Origin of the sequence: Streptomyces sp. NPDC002057, assembly GCF_040296665.1 — a bacterium.
Classification (GTDB): domain Bacteria; phylum Actinomycetota; class Actinomycetes; order Streptomycetales; family Streptomycetaceae; genus Streptomyces.
Genome location: NZ_JBEOXR010000004.1, coordinates 1 through 17,494, shown reverse-complemented (window position 1 = coordinate 17,494; position 17,494 = coordinate 1). Strand labels below are relative to the sequence as shown.

At 72.1% G+C, this 17,494-nt stretch carries 19 protein-coding genes; 12 read left to right on the top strand and 7 right to left on the bottom strand.

Translation table 11 applies throughout. The annotated features are described in order from the left end of the window. Positions 1 to 28: 28 nt before the first annotated feature. The 3 genes from ABT129_RS04765 to ABT129_RS04755 all read right to left on the bottom strand — a co-directional run bounded on the left by ABT129_RS04765 (position 29) and on the right by ABT129_RS04755 (position 1,977). A complete protein-coding gene (locus ABT129_RS04765; protein ID WP_015032679.1) occupies positions 29 to 262 on the bottom strand; it encodes a metallothionein in 234 nt (77 codons plus the stop codon). A 63-nt stretch (positions 263 to 325) separates the two neighbouring features. After that, entirely contained in the window at positions 326 to 1,312 is a 987-nt protein-coding gene (locus tag ABT129_RS04760) for a DEDDh family exonuclease (protein ID WP_351896574.1), read from the bottom strand. Next, complete coding sequence (locus ABT129_RS04755) at positions 1,309 to 1,977, bottom strand: TetR/AcrR family transcriptional regulator (RefSeq protein ID WP_351896572.1); 669 nt, start codon at positions 1,975 to 1,977, stop codon at positions 1,309 to 1,311. The genes ABT129_RS04760 and ABT129_RS04755 overlap by 4 nt, the downstream gene beginning before the upstream one ends. A gap of 96 nt (positions 1,978 to 2,073) precedes the next feature. Between ABT129_RS04755 and ABT129_RS04750 the strand changes: the two genes are divergently transcribed. From ABT129_RS04750 to ABT129_RS04715, 8 genes are all read left to right on the top strand, one after another. Then, the gene (locus ABT129_RS04750; protein ID WP_351896569.1) at positions 2,074 to 2,871 is read left to right on the top strand and encodes an acetoacetate decarboxylase family protein; all 798 of its coding nucleotides are present in this window, start codon (positions 2,074 to 2,076) and stop codon (positions 2,869 to 2,871) included. Beyond that, positions 2,871 to 3,755: an SDR family NAD(P)-dependent oxidoreductase gene (locus ABT129_RS04745; RefSeq protein ID WP_351896567.1), complete on the top strand. Its 885-nt coding sequence runs from the start codon at positions 2,871 to 2,873 to the stop codon at positions 3,753 to 3,755. Before ABT129_RS04750 ends, ABT129_RS04745 begins: the two co-directional genes overlap by 1 nt. A gap of 12 nt (positions 3,756 to 3,767) precedes the next feature. Then, the gene (locus tag ABT129_RS04740) at positions 3,768 to 5,057 is read left to right on the top strand and encodes an amidohydrolase family protein (RefSeq protein ID WP_351896565.1); all 1,290 of its coding nucleotides are present in this window, start codon (positions 3,768 to 3,770) and stop codon (positions 5,055 to 5,057) included. After that, a complete protein-coding gene (locus tag ABT129_RS04735; protein ID WP_351896562.1) occupies positions 5,057 to 6,280 on the top strand; it encodes an amidohydrolase family protein in 1,224 nt (407 codons plus the stop codon). Before ABT129_RS04740 ends, ABT129_RS04735 begins: the two co-directional genes overlap by 1 nt. Before the next feature lie 24 nt (positions 6,281 to 6,304). Beyond that, positions 6,305 to 7,030: a VIT1/CCC1 transporter family protein gene (locus ABT129_RS04730; protein ID WP_351896560.1), complete on the top strand. Its 726-nt coding sequence runs from the start codon at positions 6,305 to 6,307 to the stop codon at positions 7,028 to 7,030. Positions 7,031 to 7,171: 141 nt separating this feature from the next. Then, positions 7,172 to 8,095, top strand: a complete 924-nt coding sequence (locus ABT129_RS04725; protein ID WP_351896558.1) for a sterol desaturase family protein — start codon at positions 7,172 to 7,174, stop codon at positions 8,093 to 8,095. Positions 8,096 to 8,160: 65 nt separating this feature from the next. Beyond that, the gene (locus ABT129_RS04720) at positions 8,161 to 8,772 is read left to right on the top strand and encodes a lysoplasmalogenase (RefSeq protein WP_502981661.1); all 612 of its coding nucleotides are present in this window, start codon (positions 8,161 to 8,163) and stop codon (positions 8,770 to 8,772) included. Between the two features lie 18 nt (positions 8,773 to 8,790). Continuing rightward, positions 8,791 to 9,834, top strand: a complete 1,044-nt coding sequence (locus ABT129_RS04715) for a zinc-dependent alcohol dehydrogenase family protein (RefSeq protein WP_351896553.1) — start codon at positions 8,791 to 8,793, stop codon at positions 9,832 to 9,834. On the opposite strand, the gene ABT129_RS04710 is transcribed toward ABT129_RS04715, so the two are convergent. Together ABT129_RS04710 and ABT129_RS04705 are read right to left on the bottom strand one after the other, a co-directional pair. Continuing rightward, positions 9,824 to 11,125, bottom strand: a complete 1,302-nt coding sequence (locus tag ABT129_RS04710; protein ID WP_351896551.1) for a CoA transferase — start codon at positions 11,123 to 11,125, stop codon at positions 9,824 to 9,826. The genes ABT129_RS04715 and ABT129_RS04710 overlap by 11 nt on opposite strands. 82 nt (positions 11,126 to 11,207) lie before the next feature. Then, positions 11,208 to 12,749, bottom strand: a complete 1,542-nt coding sequence (locus tag ABT129_RS04705; RefSeq protein ID WP_351896548.1) for a S8 family peptidase — start codon at positions 12,747 to 12,749, stop codon at positions 11,208 to 11,210. 273 nt (positions 12,750 to 13,022) lie between these two features. Between ABT129_RS04705 and ABT129_RS04700 the strand changes: the two genes are divergently transcribed. The 3 genes from ABT129_RS04700 (at position 13,023) to moaA (ending at position 16,201) form a co-directional block, all read left to right on the top strand. Continuing rightward, the gene (locus tag ABT129_RS04700) at positions 13,023 to 13,397 is read left to right on the top strand and encodes a DUF485 domain-containing protein (protein WP_351896546.1); all 375 of its coding nucleotides are present in this window, start codon (positions 13,023 to 13,025) and stop codon (positions 13,395 to 13,397) included. Next, on the top strand, positions 13,394 to 15,034 hold the full coding sequence (locus tag ABT129_RS04695; protein WP_351896544.1) for a monocarboxylic acid transporter: 1,641 nt from the start codon (positions 13,394 to 13,396) through the stop codon (positions 15,032 to 15,034). Before ABT129_RS04700 ends, ABT129_RS04695 begins: the two co-directional genes overlap by 4 nt. Positions 15,035 to 15,211: 177 nt before the next feature. Then, positions 15,212 to 16,201: a GTP 3',8-cyclase MoaA gene (moaA, locus tag ABT129_RS04690; protein WP_351896541.1), complete on the top strand. Its 990-nt coding sequence runs from the start codon at positions 15,212 to 15,214 to the stop codon at positions 16,199 to 16,201. Between the two features lie 28 nt (positions 16,202 to 16,229). Here moaA and ABT129_RS04685 read toward each other — a convergent pair whose 3' ends face one another. Then, positions 16,230 to 16,445, bottom strand: coding sequence for a hypothetical protein (locus ABT129_RS04685; RefSeq protein ID WP_351896539.1), 216 nt, complete (start codon positions 16,443 to 16,445; stop codon positions 16,230 to 16,232). A 182-nt stretch (positions 16,446 to 16,627) separates the two neighbouring features. Continuing rightward, positions 16,628 to 16,972 carry a DUF3099 domain-containing protein gene (locus ABT129_RS04680; RefSeq protein WP_351896537.1) on the bottom strand — a complete coding sequence of 115 codons (345 nt, stop codon included), beginning with the start codon at positions 16,970 to 16,972 and terminating at the stop codon, positions 16,628 to 16,630. A 169-nt stretch (positions 16,973 to 17,141) separates the two neighbouring features. On the opposite strand from ABT129_RS04680, the gene ABT129_RS04675 reads away from it, so the two are divergent. Next, the gene (locus ABT129_RS04675; protein WP_351896534.1) at positions 17,142 to 17,417 is read left to right on the top strand and encodes a GlsB/YeaQ/YmgE family stress response membrane protein; all 276 of its coding nucleotides are present in this window, start codon (positions 17,142 to 17,144) and stop codon (positions 17,415 to 17,417) included. Positions 17,418 to 17,494: the final 77 nt, after the last annotated feature.

The following is a 17,494-nucleotide window of genomic DNA, read 5'->3' as shown; positions in this document are numbered from 1 at the left end:
AAGGGATCGTTTCTTCGCGAGAGCCGGGTCACACCCGGTCGACGATGCCCACCTTTCCCTCCGCGCGGGCGCAGTGGCCGCCGCAGTACCAGCTGCCGTCGACCTCGACGCCCTGTCCGATGATCTGGACCCGGCAGTGTTCGCAGATGGGCGCCATGCGGTGGATGGCGCAGGCGAAGCAGTCGAAGACATGGATCGCGCCTTGCGCGTGTACTTCGAAGGACATGCCGTAATCGTTTCCGCAGACCTCACAACGTGCCATGCGCCACAGGGTGGGGCTCCCGGCGGGCGCGCGCAGCTCGGCACGCCCGCAGGGGCCGGGGCGTCACCCGTCTGCCGGGGCCACGTCCCGCAGCAGCTGGGTGTAGGCCGCCTCGTCGACGACCGGCGTGCCGAAGGACTTGGCCTTGACGGTCTTGGAGGTGGCGGAGTCCGGGTCGTTGGTGACCAGCAGGCTGGTCAGCCGGGAGACGCTGCCAGCGACGTGGAGCCCGGCGTCGACGGTGCGGTCCTCCAGGAGCTCGCGGTCGACGGAGGTGTCCCCGGAGAACGCCACCCGCATGCCCTGCTTGAGCGGTTTGTCCGTCTCGTACCGGCCCGGGTTGGGGTACGGGCACGCCGGACGCTTCCGCGACGGACGCCAGCTGTTCGCCCGGTACGAGGAACCGTACGAGGCCTGCTGGCCGATCCGCGGCCGCTCCGGGGACGAGGCCCACTCGGTCAGCGGACGGCACTCCAGGAGCGGCAGCCGCACGTTCCGCTCGGCCGCCGCGTGCAGGCTCGGCCGGAACGCCTCGGCGAGCACCCGCGCGTCGTCCAGCGCGTTGTGCGCGCGCTCCTGCACGACCCCGAAGTGCGCGGCGAGCGACTCCAGCTTGTGGTTGGGCAGCGGCAGCGCCAGCTCCTTGGCGAGCGCGATCGTGCAGAGCCGCTGCCGCACCGGGGCGGCCGACTCCGCGCGCGCGTACTCCCGGGCGATCATCTGCCAGTCGAACATCGCGTTGTGCGCGACGAGCACCCGTCCGTCGAGCCGGGCCGCGAACTCCGCCGCGATCTCCGGGAAGAGCGGCGCGCCCTCCAGGACGTCGCTCGTCAGCCCGTGGATCCAGACGGGGCCGGGATCGCGCTCGGGGTTGACGAGGCTGTACCAGTGGTCCTCGACGTTGCCCTGGGCGTCCAGCCGGTAGACGGCAGCCGACACTATCCGGTCGTCGCGGGCGAGTCCGGTGGTCTCCACATCGACGACCGCGTACCCCTGCGGGTAGGCGGCCGGCCACGTCGCTGCTGTCGTACGGTCGTCAAGCACGGTCACTGAGAATACGGCCCGCGGCCGACAACTCCGTCCCCGGTGTCCCCGGAGGCCCCGGAGAGGAGCCCGTGCACCAGGGCGCGCAGGGAGTCCACGAACAGCCGCTCGGTGTCGACCGGGGCGGCCAGGGCGCGTGCGAGCGGCGCGTCGGACCCGGTGTCCTCCCCGCGCCACAGCTCCTCCTCGGCCGGTGACTGGGCGGGTGCCCGCTCGCGGTTGCGCTCCACCAGGACGTGGCCGACGACCTGGAACTGGACCGCGCGGACCACCTCCGCCGCCCGCGCCCCCCGCAGCCCCGCCGCGTGGGCCTCCTGGACCAGGGCGCGCTGGGACGGCAGGAACATGCGTTCCGTCAGGCCCCGTTCGTGGACCATCGCCACCAGGTGCGGGCGCTCCCGCAGGGCGCGGCGGAGCGCGCGGGCCACCGAGACCATCCGCTCGGCGGGGGTCGTCCCGTGCGGGCGGATCGTGCCGAGGTCGGCGACGGTCCGCTCGACGAGGGCGTCGAGCAGGGACTCGCGGTTGCCGACGTGCCAGTAGATCGAGGTCACGGCGGTGGAGAGCTCCGCGGCGAGCCTGCGCATCGTCAGGGCGTCCGGGCCGTGCTCCCGCACCAGGGCGGCCGCGGTCTCCAGGACTTCGTCGCGGGTCAGCGCGGAGCGTGCCATCGGTTCCCCCAACTCCTCTGTGTGCACGGCTCTTTACCCTTCGTCGACAGCGGTGTAACTGTGTTACAGGCCGACGGTTCCGAAGGGTGGTACGTCATGGCACGAGTACGGTACGGGGCGCGCACGGACGCCGAGATCACGGCGGCCCGTACGAAGAGCGCCCGACTCCCCGACATCTGGTCCACCGGAGTGGTCGCCGTCTGGGAGACCGATCCGGATGTCGTCGCGGCGGTCCTGCCGCCCCCGCTGAAACCCACCGCGCGTCCCCTCGTACGCGCCAACATCAGCAAGGTCGACCTGCCCGGCTACCCCCTCGGCGCCGGCTCGGTGGCGGTCGCCGCCGCCCACGGCGACCGCGAGGGCTGGTACCCGTTGGTCATGCCGATGACCCACGAGCGGGCCCTCGTCGGCGGCCGTGAGGTCTTCGGCGAACCCAAGAAACTCGGGGAGGTCACCGTGGAACGCGAGGGGCTCGTCGTGCGGGCCGCCCTCGCCCGGCACGGGATCGCCTTCGTGGAGGTCCGGGGCGCCGTCTCCGGGCCGCTGCCGCTGCCGGAGCCCGTGGAGAAGACCGACTTCTACTTCAAGTTCCTGCCCGGTGTGGACGGCAGGGGCTTCGACGCCGACCCCGTCCTCGTCCACTGCGTCCGCAACGAGAAGGTGCGGAGGCTGGAGCGGATCACCGGCGACGTGGTGCTGCGCGAGTCCATGTACGACCCGGTCGCCGACCTCCCCGTACGCCGGCTCGTCGAGATCACGATCGGCGAGAAGACCACCGACCAGAAGGGCACGGTCGCCGAACGCGTCTGCGCGCGGGCCCTCCTGCCGTACATCCACCAGCGGTACGACGACCCCCAGCAGATCCTCGACGGCCCGCCGGACGGGAGCGCGTGATGGAGCTGCGCGCGGGACAGGTCGCCGTCGTCACCGGCGCGGCGAGCGGCATCGGACGGGCCCTGGCCCGCCGCTTCGCCGCCGAGGGCATGGCCGTGGTCCTCGGCGACGTCGAGGAGCGCGCGCTCGCCGAGGCGGCCGACGAGCTGATGGAGGGCGGGGCCCGGGTCCTCGCCCGGACGGTCGACGTCTCGGACCCCGACGACGTCCGGTCGTTCGCGGACTCCGCGTACGACACCTTCGGCGCCGTGCACGTCCTCTGCAACAACGCGGGCGTCGGCTCCGGCGCCGAGGGGCGCATGTGGGAACACGAGCCCAACGACTGGAAGTGGGCCTTCGCCGTCAACGTCTGGGGCGTCTTCCACGGCATCCAGGCCTTCGTCCCCCGCATGATCGCGAGCGGCGAACCCGGCCACGTCGTCAACACCTCCTCCGGCGACGGCGGCATCGCCCCGCTGCCCACCGCCTCCGTGTACGCGGTCACCAAGGCGGCCGTCGTCACCATGACGGAGTCGCTCTACGCCCATCTGAGGGCCGAGCACGCGCGCGTGGGCGCGTCCGTGCTCTTCCCCGGGCCGCACATGCTCCGCACCGGACTCTGGGAGTCGCACCGCAACCGGCCCGACCGGTACGCCAAGCAGCGGCCCCGCAGGACCCCGTACCGCAGCCTCGACCAGTGGGAGGCCGCCATGAAGGAGGCCGGGCACGAGGTGGCCTTCACCCCGGTGGAGGAGGTCGCCGACCACGTCGTCGACGGCATCCGCGCCGACCGCTTCTGGATGCTGCCGGAGAGCGAGCACAGCGACCGGCAGATCCGGGCGCGCTCGCGGTCGATGCTCGACCGCGCCAACCCGTCGTACCTGGAGAGCTTCATCCTCGACTGAGGGGGCTTCACGATGAGCAACGAGGACCACGGAGACCCGTACCTGATCATCTCCTCCGACTGCCACGCCGGACTGCCCACCGAGGAGTACCGGCCCTACCTCGACCCCCGCTTCCACCGCGCGTTCGACGACTTCCTCGCCGGACGCGAGGCGCGCCGGGAGGCCATGACCCGGCTCGGGGTCCGCAACGAGGCCTTCGCCGACAAGTGGTTCCACGACAACGAGGAGGGTCTGCGCGGCGGCTGGGACGCCGTGCGGCGCCTCAAGGAGCTCGACGGCGACGGGGTCGCGGCCGAGGTCGTCTTCCCCGACGCGGACGCCGTCGACAGCCGGACCGCCGCCCCCTTCGGCGTCGGCCTCGGACTCTCCGGCGACCAGGACCCGGAGCTCGGCATGGCGGGCGCGCGGGCGCACAACCGCTGGCTCGCCGAGTTCGTCGGACAGAACCCCGAGAGGCACTGCGGGGTGGCGCTGCTCCCGATCACCGCGGAGCCGGCCAAGGTCGTCGCCGAGATCCACCGCGCCAGGGAGTCGGGGCTCGGCGCGCTGATGATCCCCTCCATGTGGGTGGACAAGGCGCCCTACCACGACCGGCGCTACGACCCGGTCTGGGCGGCCGCCGCCGAGACCGGGATGCCACTCGTCACCCACTCGGGCGCCGCCCCGCGCGAGGAGTACGGCGACCACCTCGGCATCTACGTCTCCGAGGTCACCTGGTGGCCGGCCAGGCCGCTGTGGTTCCTGCTCTGGTCGGGCGTCTTCGAGCGCCACCCCGGGCTGCGGTTCGGCGTCGCCGAGTCCGGCTGCTGGTGGCTGCCGAACCTGCTCTGGTTCATGGACCGGCTCTACCTCGGCGCGCACGGCGGCAAGAAGCTGTCCCCGTTCGCGGAGCTGAGGCGGCCCCCCAGCGAGTACCTGGACCGGCAGGTCTTCGTCTGCGCCACCAACACCAAGCGGCGCGAACTCGCCCAGCGGTACGAGATCGGCGTCGACAACATCCTGTGGGGCTCGGACTTCCCCCACCCCGAGGGCACCTGGCCCGACACGCGCGCGTGGCTCAGGAGGACCTTCCACGACATCCCGGTGACCGAGACGCGCCGGATGCTGGGCCTCGCGGCGGCGGAGGTCTTCGGCTTCGACACGGAGAAGCTCGCACCGATCGCCCGCCGGATCGGCCCCACCCCGGCCGACCTCGGCCAGCCCGCCGACCAGGCCGCCGTCGAGGCCTCCTGGGCCCGCTCGCGCGAGGTCGGCCGGCACTGGCTGACCGACCACGACTTCCCCGCCCTGGGGGTGAGCTGATGGACCGCTACACCGTCATCTCCGCGGACTGCCACGCCGGCGCCGACCTCCTCGACTACCGGCCGTACCTGGAGAGGAGGCGCCACGACGCCTTCGACGCCTGGGCGGCGGCCTACGTCAACCCGTACGAGGACCTGCTCGCCGACACCGCCGACCGCAACTGGAACTCCGAACGCCGGCTGAGCGAGCTGGAGGCCGACGGCATCGTCGCCGAGGTCGTCTTCCCGAACACCGTCCCGCCGTTCTTCCCCTCCGCCTCGCTGATGGCACCCGCCCCGACCCGCGAGGAGTACGAACTCCGCTGGGCGGGCCTGCGGGCCCACAACCGCTGGCTGGCCGACTTCTGCGGCCTCGCCCCCGGCCGCCGCGCCGGAGTCGCCCAGATCCTCCTGAACGACGTCGACGAGGCGGTGCGCGAGATCCGCCGCACCAAGGAGGCCGGCCTCACGGGCGGCGTCCTGCTGCCGGGCGCCCCACCGGGATCCGGCGTGCCCGAGCTGTACTCCTCGGTGTACGACCCGATCTGGGCGGTCTGCGCGGAACTCGGCGTACCGGTGAACCACCACGGCGGCTCGGCCTCGCCGCCGCTCGGTGACGAACCCGCCGCCCGCGCCGTCTTCATGGTGGAGACCACCTGGTTCTCCCACCGGGCCCTGTGGCACCTCGTCTTCGGCGGCGCGTTCCGCCGCCACCCCGAGCTCAAGCTCGTCCTCACCGAGCAGGGTTCCGGCTGGATCCCCGGCATCCTGGACATGCTGGACTACTACCACGCCCGTCTGGTCGCCGCGGCCTCCCGGGCGGTGACCGCCGAGTCCCGGTTCGGTGCCGGTCTCGCCGCGTCGATGGGCAAGGGCCCCAGCGAGGTCTGGCGCGACAACTGCTTCGTCGGAGCCAGCTTCATGCGCCCCCACGAGGTGCCGCTGCGCGACCGGATCGGCCTCGACAAGATCATGTGGGGCAGCGACTACCCGCACGACGAGGGCACCACCCCGTACTCCCGCGAAGGCCTCCGGATCGCCTACGCGGGCGTGCCGAAGGAGGAGGTCGCGGCGATGACCGGCGGCAACGCCGCCCGCGTCTACGGCTTCGACCTCACCCTCCTCGACGCCCTGGCCGCCGTCCACGGCCCCACCGTCGAGGAGATCGCCGAGCCCCTGAAGGAGGTCCCCGCGGGCGCCACCAGCCCCGCCTTCGCCCCGGGCGGGTCGGTCCGCGTCTGGTGACCCGCCGGGTGCGACCCTCCTGACGTGACCGCACCCCCCGCGCCGGACGAAGCCCACGACGAGGCCCACGGCGGAGGCCTCGGCTCCCGTCTCAACTGGCTCCGGGCCGCCGTGCTCGGAGCCAACGACGGGGTCGTCTCCACCGCGGGCCTCGTCGTCGGCGTCGCCGGCGCCACCGAGTCGCAGGCCGCCCTGCTCACCGCCGGCCTCGCGGGGCTGCTCGCCGGATCGATGTCGATGGCGGCGGGGGAGTACGTCTCGGTCTCCACCCAGCGCGACTCCGAGAAGGCCGCACTCGCCCAGGAGAGACGCGAGCTGCGCGAACGGCCGGAGGCCGAACTCGCCGAACTGACCGGCCTCCTGGCCGCCCGCGGCCTCTCCGGGGAGGTGGCCCGCGAGGCCGCCGAACAGCTCACCGCCCGCGACGCGCTGCGCGCCCACGCGCGCGTGGAGCTGGGCATCGACCCGGACCGGCTCACGATCCCCTGGCACGCCGCGGCCGCCAGCTTCCTCGCCTTCACCGTCGGCGCCCTGCTCCCGCTCCTCGCGATCGTCCTCCCCCCGGCCTCGGCCCGCCTCTGGGTCACGGTCGTCTCCGTCCTCGCGGCCCTGACCCTCACCGGCTGGTGGAGCGCCCGCCTGGGCGAGGCCCCCGCGGGCCGCGCGATCGCCCGCAACGTGGCCGGCGGAGCCCTGGCGATGGCGGTCACCTACGGCGCGGGCTCGCTGCTGGGGGCGACAGGGATCTGAGGCCTCGCCCCGGGCCGCCCGGAAAGCCGCACGTCAGAGCGGTTTGTCAGAAGGTGCCAAAGCTTGCTGACAACTCGTCTCGCATACTTGTTGGTAACCACGTCTAGTCGCGCCCGGCCCCGCGCCCCTACCGTCGTCGGCATGCCGAACCTGCCCGATGTCGTGCTCTGGTCCATACCGGCGTTCGTCCTGCTCACCGTCGTGGAGATGGTCAGCTACCGCCTCCACCCCGACGAGGACGCCGCCGGGTACGAGGCCAAGGACGCCGCCACCAGCATCGGCATGGGGCTCGGGAGCCTCTTCGTCGACCTCGTGTGGAAGATCCCGATCATCGCGATCTACGCCGCCGTCCACGAACTCACCCCGCTGCGCGTGCCCGTCCTGTGGTGGACGATCCCGCTGATGCTGCTCGCCCAGGACTTCTTCTACTACTGGTCGCACCGCGGGCACCACGTCATCCGCGTCCTGTGGGCCAGTCACGTCGTGCACCACAGCAGCCGCAGGTTCAACCTCTCCACCGCGCTGCGCCAGCCCTGGACCGGCTTCACCTCCTGGCCGTTCTATCTGCCGATGATCGCGCTCGGCGTCCACCCGGCCGCCCTCGCCTTCTGCTCCTCGGTCAACCTCGTCTACCAGTTCTGGATCCACACCGAGCGGATCGACCGACTGCCCCGGCCCTTCGAGTACGTCCTCAACACCCCCTCGCACCACCGCGTCCACCACGCCTCCCAGGGCGGCTACCTGGACCGGAACTTCGGCGGGATCCTGATCCTCTGGGACCGGATGTTCGGCTCCTGGGTCGGCGAGACCGACCGGCCCGTCTACGGCCTCACCAAGAACATCGAGACGTACAACCCGCTGCGCGTCGCCACCCACGAGTACGCCGCCATCGCCCGCGACCTGCGGGCCGCGCGGGACTGGCGCGAGCGGGCCGGCCGGATCTTCCGCGGCCCCGGCTGGCAGCCCGCCCCCACGGACGGAACCACCGGCGCCCCCGGCGCCATCAGTACCCCCGCCACCCCTGGCATCCCCACCGCCCCCGCCACCCCCGAGGCCGCCGCGTGACGACTTCCTCCCACGAGCGCTCCCGCGCGTTCTCCCGCGCGCGCTCCCGCGACCTCTCCCGGGCCCTGCTCGCCGCCTTCGGGCTCGCGACCGCCGTCGACCTGATCTCCCTGCTGGCCGGCGCCGAGCTCGGCCACCAGATCGCCAAGCCGCTCCTGATGCCGCTGCTCGCCGCGTACGCCGCCACCCGAGGAGCCCCGAAGCTCCTCGTCGCCGCGCTCCTTCTGGGCTGGGGCGGCGACGTCCTCCTGCTCTCGGACGCCGACCCGGCCTTCCTCCTCGGCATGGGCTCCTTCGCCGTCGGACACGTCTGCTACCTGGTCCTCTTCGGCCGTCGGCGTACGTCCCCGCCGCTGGGCGCCCTCTACGCGGTCGCCCTCGCCGGCACCGTCGTGCTCCTCTGGCCCGACCTCCCCGCCGACCTGCGCATCCCGGTCGCCGGCTACTCGCTGCTCCTCGCCGCCATGGCGTACCGCGCGAGCGCCCTCGGGCTCCTCGCCGGACTCGGCGGCGCCCTGTTCCTGCTGTCCGACACGCTCATCGCCACCGGGGTCGCCGGGTGGCCCCAGCTGCCGGTGCCCGCCTTCTGGGTCATGCTGACCTACATCGCGGCGCAGTACCTGCTGACCGCGGGAGTGCTCCACGCGATGTACGGTGAACGTCGTACAAACGTCTGACAGCAAGGACCGTCCACCATGCGCGCCACCACCATCCACGCCCCGTTCGACATGCGCGTGGAGGACGTGCCCGACCCGGTGGTGCAGGACCCCACCGACGTCGTCGTCCGCGTCCTGCGCGCCTGCGTCTGCGGCAGCGACCTGTGGGCCTACCGCGGCGAGTCCGCCCGGCAGCCCGGCCAGCGCATCGGCCACGAGTTCCTCGGCATCGTCGAGGCGGCGGGCTCCGAGGTCGCCGGCTTCGCCGCCGGAGACCTGGTCGTCGCCCCCTTCGTCTGGTCCGACGGCACCTGCGACCACTGCGCCGAGGGCCTCCAGACCTCCTGCCCGCGCGGCGGCTTCTGGGGCTCGGTCGGCTCCGACGGCGGCCAGGGCGAGGCCGTCCGCGTCCCCTTCGCCGACGGCACCCTCGTCAAGCTCCCCGCCGACGCCGCCTCCGACGACCGGCTCCTCACGGCGCTGCTCGCCCTCTCCGACGTCCTGGGCACCGGCCACCACGCCGCCCTCGGCGCGGGCGTGAAGCCGGGCTCGACCGTCGCCGTCGTCGGCGACGGCGCCGTCGGCCTCTGCGGCGTCCTCGCCGCCAAGCGGCTCGGCGCCGAGCGGATCATCGCGCTCGGCCGGCACACCGCCCGTACCGACATCGCCCGCCTCTTCGGCGCCACCGACGTCGTCGCCGAGCGCGGCGAGGCCGCCGAGGCCGCCGTCCGCGAGCTCACCGGAGGCCAGGGCGCCCACGGCGTCATCGAGGCGGTCGGCACCGAGCAGTCCATGCGGACCGCCGTCGCCATCGCCCGCGACGGCGGCTCCATCGGCTACGTCGGCGTCCCGCACGGCAGCGGCACCGGCCTCGACCTGTCCGTCATGTTCGACCGGAACATCGCGCTGCGCGGCGGCGTCGCCCCGGTCCGGGCGTACATCCCGGAGCTCCTCCCGGACGTCCTCGACGGCACCGTCGACCCGTCCCCGGTCTTCGACCTGACCGTCGGCCTCGACGGCGTCCCGGGCGGCTACAGGGCGATGGACGACCGCACCGCGCTCAAGGTCCTCGTCAAGCCGTAGTCCAGACGGCGTCGTCCGCACCCTGCGGGCCCGGCGGGCGTGACCAGCCCGTCGGGCCGCCCTCGTACGCGACGGGCGACAGCGCGTGCCGCAGCCGCCCCAGCGGCCCCTCCGACTCGGTGAGGTACCGCTCGGGCTCGTACCGGGGCAGCGCGTGCGTCAGCCAGTGGCCGGTCTGGGCGAGGGCGAGCCGGACGAGCCGGGTCCCGCCGTCCCGGTCCTGCTCCGTCAGCGACCGCAGCACCGCCGCCGCGAGCAGATAGCCCGTGCCGTGGTCCAGGGCCTGCGCGGGCAGCGCGCCCGGCTCCCGCGCCGAACCCTCCGTCACGCCGATCCCGGTCGCCACCTGGACCAGGCTGTCGAAGCCGCGCCGCCCGCCCCACGGCCCGTAGTCGCCCCAGGCGGAGAGCCGGGCGATCACGAGCCCCGGCCGGTGGAGGTCGAAGCGGTCGAGGGCGCCCGGCCGGTAGCCGGTGACCAGCACGTCGGCGGAGTCCAGGAGTTCGCCGAGGGTGCGCCGGTCGGACGGGCGGTCCAGATCGAGCGCGGCGCTCCGCTTCCCGACGTCGGTCTCCGCGTGCTGGTCGGGCAGTTCGGGGTTGCCGGGCGGGTCGATCCGCAGCACGTCCGCGCCGAGCAGCGCGAGCGTCCGGGTCGCCACCGGCCCGGCGATCACCCGGGTCAGGTCCAGGACCCGCAGCGGACCCGTACGGCGCCGGGGCGCGGCCCCGTCGAGCCGCTCCCGGGCCAGCAGCGGCCGCGCCGCCACCTCACGGCCCTGCGGGTGCGCCGCCCACTCCCCCGGCGTGCGCAGGGCGACGGCCAGGCCCCCGGCCGCGTACACCGCCGTCTCGACCTCGACCGCCCCGCGCTCCCCGATCGCCGCCGTCACGGCCTCCACCGACTCCTCCCGCACATCGAGCGCGGTCAGCAACGCGGCCCGGTGGTGCGGGTAGTTGGCGTGGGTGCGGACCCAGCCGTCGGCCGCCCGCCAGAACCGGGAGAGCGGCGCGAAGCTCACCGGGGCCCGCCCGTCGATCCGGAGGTGACGCTCGCTCACGAAGGCGGTGGCGACGGCCCCGTCGTCCACCCGGACCGGCCCCGGAAGCCCGGCCCGCTCGACGGCGGCGAGCCCGGCGACCGCGACCGCGGCGCGGGCCAGCTCCATCACGGGCAGCCGCGCGGACAGCAGTCCGGCGGGTCCGCCGTACTCCACCCGGTCCACCAGGGCGGGATCGCCGCCCAGCGCCGACCACAACATCTCCGTACCGGTGCGCACCGTGTTGTCCATGAGCGCAGTGTGGCACCGGGTGCCACGCGAAGGGCCCCGGTGTGTCACACCACACCGGGGCCCTCGTTCAGACGATCCGTGCTCAGCGGCGGACGGCGTCCAGGGCGTCGATCAGACCGGCTCCGTAGAAGCCGTTCTTGTTCTTGCCACCCTCGCAGACGGCGTCGATCTTGCCGTCGCCCTCGATGTCGTACGGGTTGGTGCAGGCGCGCTTGTCGGCCTGCGCGTACAGCAGCGCCTTGAGCGCCGCCGGGCTCGCGTAGGGGTGCGTCGACTTGATCAGGGCCAGGACGCCCGCCGCGTGCGGCGAGGCCATCGACGTGCCGCCCTTGTAGTTGTAGCCCCCGTTGACCGTGGTCGACAGGATGAGGCCGTTGACCGCGGGGGCCTCGGGCGTCTGGTACGCCGTGCGGTCGCCACCGGGGGCGGCGATGTCGATGACACCGAGACCGTAGTTGGAGTACGAGGCCTTCAGGTCCTTGGCGCCGGTCGCGGAGACCGTGACGACACCCGGGAGCATGGCCGGGTAGTCCAGGCACTTCTTCGGGTCGATGACCCGGTCGCCCGGAGTGGTGTCGTTCGGGCTGCTGTTGTCGACGATCGAGTCGGCCGCGAGGTCGAACTTCGAGTTGCCGGCCGCGGCGACGTTGACCGTGCCCTTGTGCTCCGCGTAACGGCTCGCGCGGGTGACGGCCTCGATGAGGGCCTTCTGGTCCGCGTCGTTCTTGCACGCGAACATCCACGGGTCGGTGTAGTAGCTGTTGTTCGTGATGTCGACGCCGTGCTCGGCCGCCCACACGAAGCCGCAGACCACGGCCTCCGTGTAGAAGAAGCCGTCCGGGGTGGACACCTTGATGCCGGAGACCTTCACGCCCGGGGCGACACCGGTGATGCCGATGCCGTTCTTCGCGGCGGCGATCGTACCGGCGACGTGCGTGCCGTGGTCGCTCTCGCCCGGGTTCGGACGCCACGAACCGGGGGTGGTGTCCGGCTTGCCGGAGACGCAGTTCGCGGAGGCCTTGGCGTCGAAGTTCGGCGCCAGGTCCGGGTGGGTGTCGTCGACACCCGTGTCGATGACGCCGACGGTGACCCGCTTGCTGCCCAGGGTCCGCTTGTGCGCCTTGTCGGCCTTGATCGCCGGGAGGTCCCACTGCAGGGGCTCGAGGGCGTCCTGCTCGTCCGTCGCCCGGGCGGCGGCGGCCTTGGCCTCGGCCTCGGACAGCGCCTGCGTGCCGCCGCCGACGGAGTTGTCGGTCTGCACGGTGAGCGGGGCGGTACGGGTCGAACCGGCCGACACCACGCCGTAGGCCTTGCGGATCGTCTTCGCGAACTCGGGGTTCTGCGAGTGGACGACTATCACGCCTATCTGGTCGTACGAGATGACCACCTCGCCACCGGCGCGGGCGATCGACTTCTTCACCGAGGCGGCGGTCCAGCGACCTCCGTCGACGTTCACGACGTACGACAGCTTCGGGCCGTCCGCCGTCACCGTGGCCGCTGTGGACGCGTCACTCAGATCCGCGGCGGAGGCAGCGCCGGTGGGAAGGAAGCCGAGCGAGGCCGTGAGCGCGAGACCAACCGGCAGAGCGAGAGCTCGGCCGCGCCTCGATCCCAGATGAGCCATGGGTTCTCCACATCATCCGTATGTACTGTCCGCGCGCGGGTTTACGCGCGGACAGGTGCATGACGAGTGAAGCTATCGCTGATCTTCCCGACCCTTCAATGAGTTGAGAAGACTTCATGAAGATCTGACCGAAGAAATCTCTGGCGTGAACCACTTCCCGTTCCGCTCCGTGCCGTTGGTCAGGGGAGGGGCTCCGGTCGGGGCCCCGCTTCCCGCACCCCTGGTGAGGCCCCCTTGACCATGCCGCCCGCCCCCGCGTCACGAGGAGATTCCGTGGCTACCGAAGCACCGCCGCCGCCCAGAAACGGGACGGAGGCCGCATCCGCCCCCGTACCGCCCACGACGGAACAGTTCGTCGAGGTGCAGGAAGGCGAGGAGTTCGGCGAACTGCGCCGCACCTACCGCTCCTTCGCCTTCCCGCTCACCCTGGCCTTCATCGCCTGGTACCTGCTGTACGTGCTGCTCTCCAACTACGCGGGCGGCTTCATGGGCACCAAGGTCTTCGGCAACATCAACGTGGCGCTCGTCCTCGGCCTCGGCCAGTTCGCCACCACGTTCCTCATCGCCTGGCTCTACTCGCGGCACGCGGCGAACCGGCTCGACCCCAAGGCCGAGGCCATCAGGAACCGTATGGAGGGCGACGCATGAGCACCCCCGTCCTGCTCGCGGCGGGCAACGCCACCAGCGAGCACCGGCCGCTGATCATCGCCCTCTTCGGCGCCTTCGTGATCGCCACCCTGGTCATCACCGTCTGGGCCGGCCGCCAGACCCGCAGCGCCGCCGACTTCTACGCGGGCGGAGGCCAGTTCACCGGCTTCCAGAACGGCCTCGCGATCTCCGGCGACTACATGTCCGCCGCGTCCTTCCTCGGCATCAGCGGCGCCATCGCCCTCTACGGCTACGACGGCTTCCTCTACTCGATCGGCTTCCTGGTCGCCTGGCTGGTCGCGCTGCTCCTGGTCGCCGAACCGCTGCGCAACTCCGGCCGGTTCACGATGGGCGACGTCCTCGCCTACCGGATGCGCCAGCGGCCCGTCAGGACCGCAGCCGGAACCTCCACCATCGTCGTCTCGATCTTCTACCTGCTCGCGCAGATGGCGGGCGCGGGCGTGCTCGTCTCGCTGCTGCTCGGCATCACCAGCGACGGCGGCAAGGTCGCGATCGTCGCCCTGGTCGGCGTCCTGATGATCGTCTACGTGACGATCGGCGGCATGAAGGGCACCACCTGGGTGCAGATGGTGAAGGCCGTCCTGCTCATTGCGGGCACGCTCCTCATCACCTTCCTCATCCTGCTGAAGTTCGACTTCAACCTCTCGCAGCTGCTCGGCGCCGCCGCCACCAACAGCGGCAAGGGCGACGCCTTCCTCGAACCCGGCCTCAAGTACGGCGTCAGCGCCCTGTCGAAGCTCGACTTCATCTCCCTCGGCATCGCCCTCGTCCTCGGCACCGCCGGCCTGCCGCACATCCTGATCCGCTTCTACACGGTGCCGACCGCCAAGGCCGCCCGCAAGTCGGTCAACTGGGCCATCGGCATCATCGGCGCCTTCTACCTGATGACGATCGTCCTCGGCTTCGGCGCCGCCGCCCTGCTCAGCGGCGACACCATCAAGGCGTCCAACAAGGCGGGCAACACGGCGGCCCCGCTCACCGCCCTGGAGGTCGGCGGCGGCGCCGGTTCCACCGGCGGCGCGATCCTCCTCGCGGTCATCTCCGCCGTCGCCTTCGCCACCATCCTCGCCGTCGTCGCCGGACTGACCCTGGCCTCGTCCTCGTCCTTCGCGCACGACATCTACGCCAACGTGATCAGGCGCGGGAAGGCCACCGAGAAGGAGGAGATGCGGGCCGCGCGCTGGTCCACCGTCCTCATCGGCATCGTGTCGATCGCGCTCGGCGCCCTCGCCCGCGACCTCAACGTCGCCGGCCTGGTCGCCCTCGCCTTCGCGGTCGCCGCCTCGGCCAACCTGCCGACGATCCTCTACTCGCTCTTCTGGAAGCGGTTCACCACCCAGGGCGCGCTCTGGTCGATCTACGGCGGACTGGTCTCCTCCGTCGTCCTCGTCCTCTTCTCGCCGGTCGTCTCCGGCGGACCGGCCTCGATGTTCAAGGGCGTGGACTTCCACTGGTTCCCGCTGGAGAACCCCGGCCTCGTCTCGATCCCGCTCGGCTTCCTCCTCGGCTGGCTCGGCTCGCTCCTCTCCAAGGAGGAGCCGGACGCGGGCAAGTACGCGGAGCTGGAGGTCAAGTCCCTCACCGGCGTCGGGGTCGCCGCCGCGGTCAAGCACTGACCGGAGCGCAGTGGTTCGCACACGCTCCGCAGCGATCCACCGGCCGCGTCGTAGAGTTCTACGACGCGGCCGCGCCGGTCCTCGTGACAATCTGCCCTGCTCGTTGTCCGCGTGCTCACGTAGGCTCGAACCACACGCACACCACACGCGATCAACAAGACGGGGAGGGGGCCCACAGTGCTCATCGACACCTACGGCCGTGTCGCCACCGACCTGCGCGTCTCGCTCACGGACCGCTGCAATCTCCGCTGCACGTACTGCATGCCGGAGGAGGGTCTCCAGTGGCTCGCGAAGCCCGATCTCCTCACCGACGACGAGATCGTCCGGCTGATCCGCATCGCGGTCACCGACCTCGGTGTCACCGAGGTCCGCTTCACCGGCGGCGAGCCGCTGCTCCGCCCCGGGCTCGTCGGCATCGTGGAGCGCTGCGCGGCCCTGGAGCCCCGCCCCCGGATGTCCCTCACCACCAACGGCATCGGGCTCAAGCGCACGGCCGCCGCCCTCGAGGCGGCCGGCCTCGACCGGGTCAACGTCTCCCTGGACACCCTGCGCCCCGAGGTCTTCAAGACCCTCACCCGGCGCGACCGCCACCAGGACGTCCTCGACGGCATGGCCGCCGCCCGCGAGGCCGGCCTCACCCCGGTCAAGGTCAACGCGGTCCTGATGCCCGGGCTCAACGCCGACGAGGCCCCCGACCTCCTCGCCTGGGCGGTGACGGAGGGTTACGAGCTCCGCTTCATCGAGCAGATGCCCCTCGACGCCCAGCACGGCTGGAAGCGCGACGGAATGATCACCGCGGGGGACATCCTGGAGTCCCTGCGCACCCGCTTCACCCTGACCCCGGAAGGCGACGACGAGCGCGGCTCGGCCCCCGCCGAGCGCTGGGTCGTCGACGGCGGACCGCACACGGTCGGCGTGATCGCCTCCGTCACCCGTCCGTTCTGCCGGGCCTGCGACCGCACCCGGCTCACCGCCGACGGGCAGGTGCGGACCTGTCTGTTCGCCACCGAGGAGACGGACCTGAGGGCCGCGCTCCGCTCGGACGCCACGGACGGGGACGTCGCGGAGATCTGGAAGAAGGCGATGTGGGGCAAGAAGGCCGGCTCCGGCCTCGACGACCCGAGCTTCCTCCAGCCCGACCGCCCGATGTCGGCGATCGGCGGCTGAGCGGGCGGCGCCCCGGGCGGGCCGGGTCTCAGGACCCGGCGGACTCCCAGTCGGCCAGCGGCACGACGTCCTTGAGGAAACCCCGTACGCCCAGGAACTGGGAGAGGTGTTCGCGGTGCTCCTCGCACGCGAGCCAGGTCTTGCGACGCTCGGGCGTGTGCAGCTTGGGGTTGTTCCACGCGAGCACCCAGACGGCGTCGGCGCGGCAGCCCTTGGCGGAACAGATCGGCTTCTCTTCGCTCACCTGATCATTGTCCAGCAAGGGCGATGCCGAGCAGCCACGGGGGGAGCTGCCCGGCATCGGTCCGTCGCTCCGACGGGGGATGCGGAGCGCGTAGGCAGTATGTCACGGCACATGGGGTGCGGTGCACTGGAACTTCATGATTGATCTGAGCTTTTCTTGAGGTTTCCGGCCACTGTCCGTGATCAGTTCCGGCCGTGCGAACCGTCCGTGTCCGCGTCCCCCGAGGTCTCGGCGGCACCGAGCGCCGGCCGCACCGGAGCCGGCACGAAGGTGGAGGGAAGGGACGGAGCCGTCTCGCGTCCCGCGTTCGCGATGACCACGGCGATGTAGGGGAGCAGGATGCCCAGGGCGAGGCAGACGATCGCCACGTGCCGCTCGACGTTCCACAGCACCGCGGCCCCGATCACGGAGAGCGTCCGGACCGTCATCGAGATGATGTAGCGCCGCTGGCGCCCCCGGACGTCGTCCGCGAGCCCCTGTCGGGCCCCCGTGATCCGGAAGACCTCGCCTCCGTCGCGCTTCGGCATCGCCGTCCACCATCCACCGGTCGCGCCGGACCCTCCCCGGTCCGGACCTCGCTCCACCGTACGCCCGCCGTCCGGCGCCGACGAGACCGGGGCACGGATGGCGCTGTCCGACATGCGCCGTATGGCCGACGGGCCGAGACTGGGCCCACATGCGTACAAGGAGGCGACGATGAGTTGGTTGTGGGCGATCATCGTGGGATTCGTCCTCGGTCTGATCGCGAAGGCGATCCTGCCGGGGAAGCAGCAGATCCCGCTCTGGCTGACGACCGTGTTCGGCATTCTCGGCAGCGTGCTCGGCAACGCCGTCGCGACCTGGATCGGAGTCAACGACACCAAGGGCATCGACTGGACCCGCCACCTGCTCCAGCTGGTCGGCGCCGTCGCGGTGGTCGGGGTGGGCGACATGCTGTGGGCCTCCATCAAGGGCAACCGACAGCGCACCTAGCGGGCGACCCGACAGCGCCTACGGCGCCACGGTGGAACCAGGAGGCCCGGTCCGACACACGAGGTGTCGGACCGGGC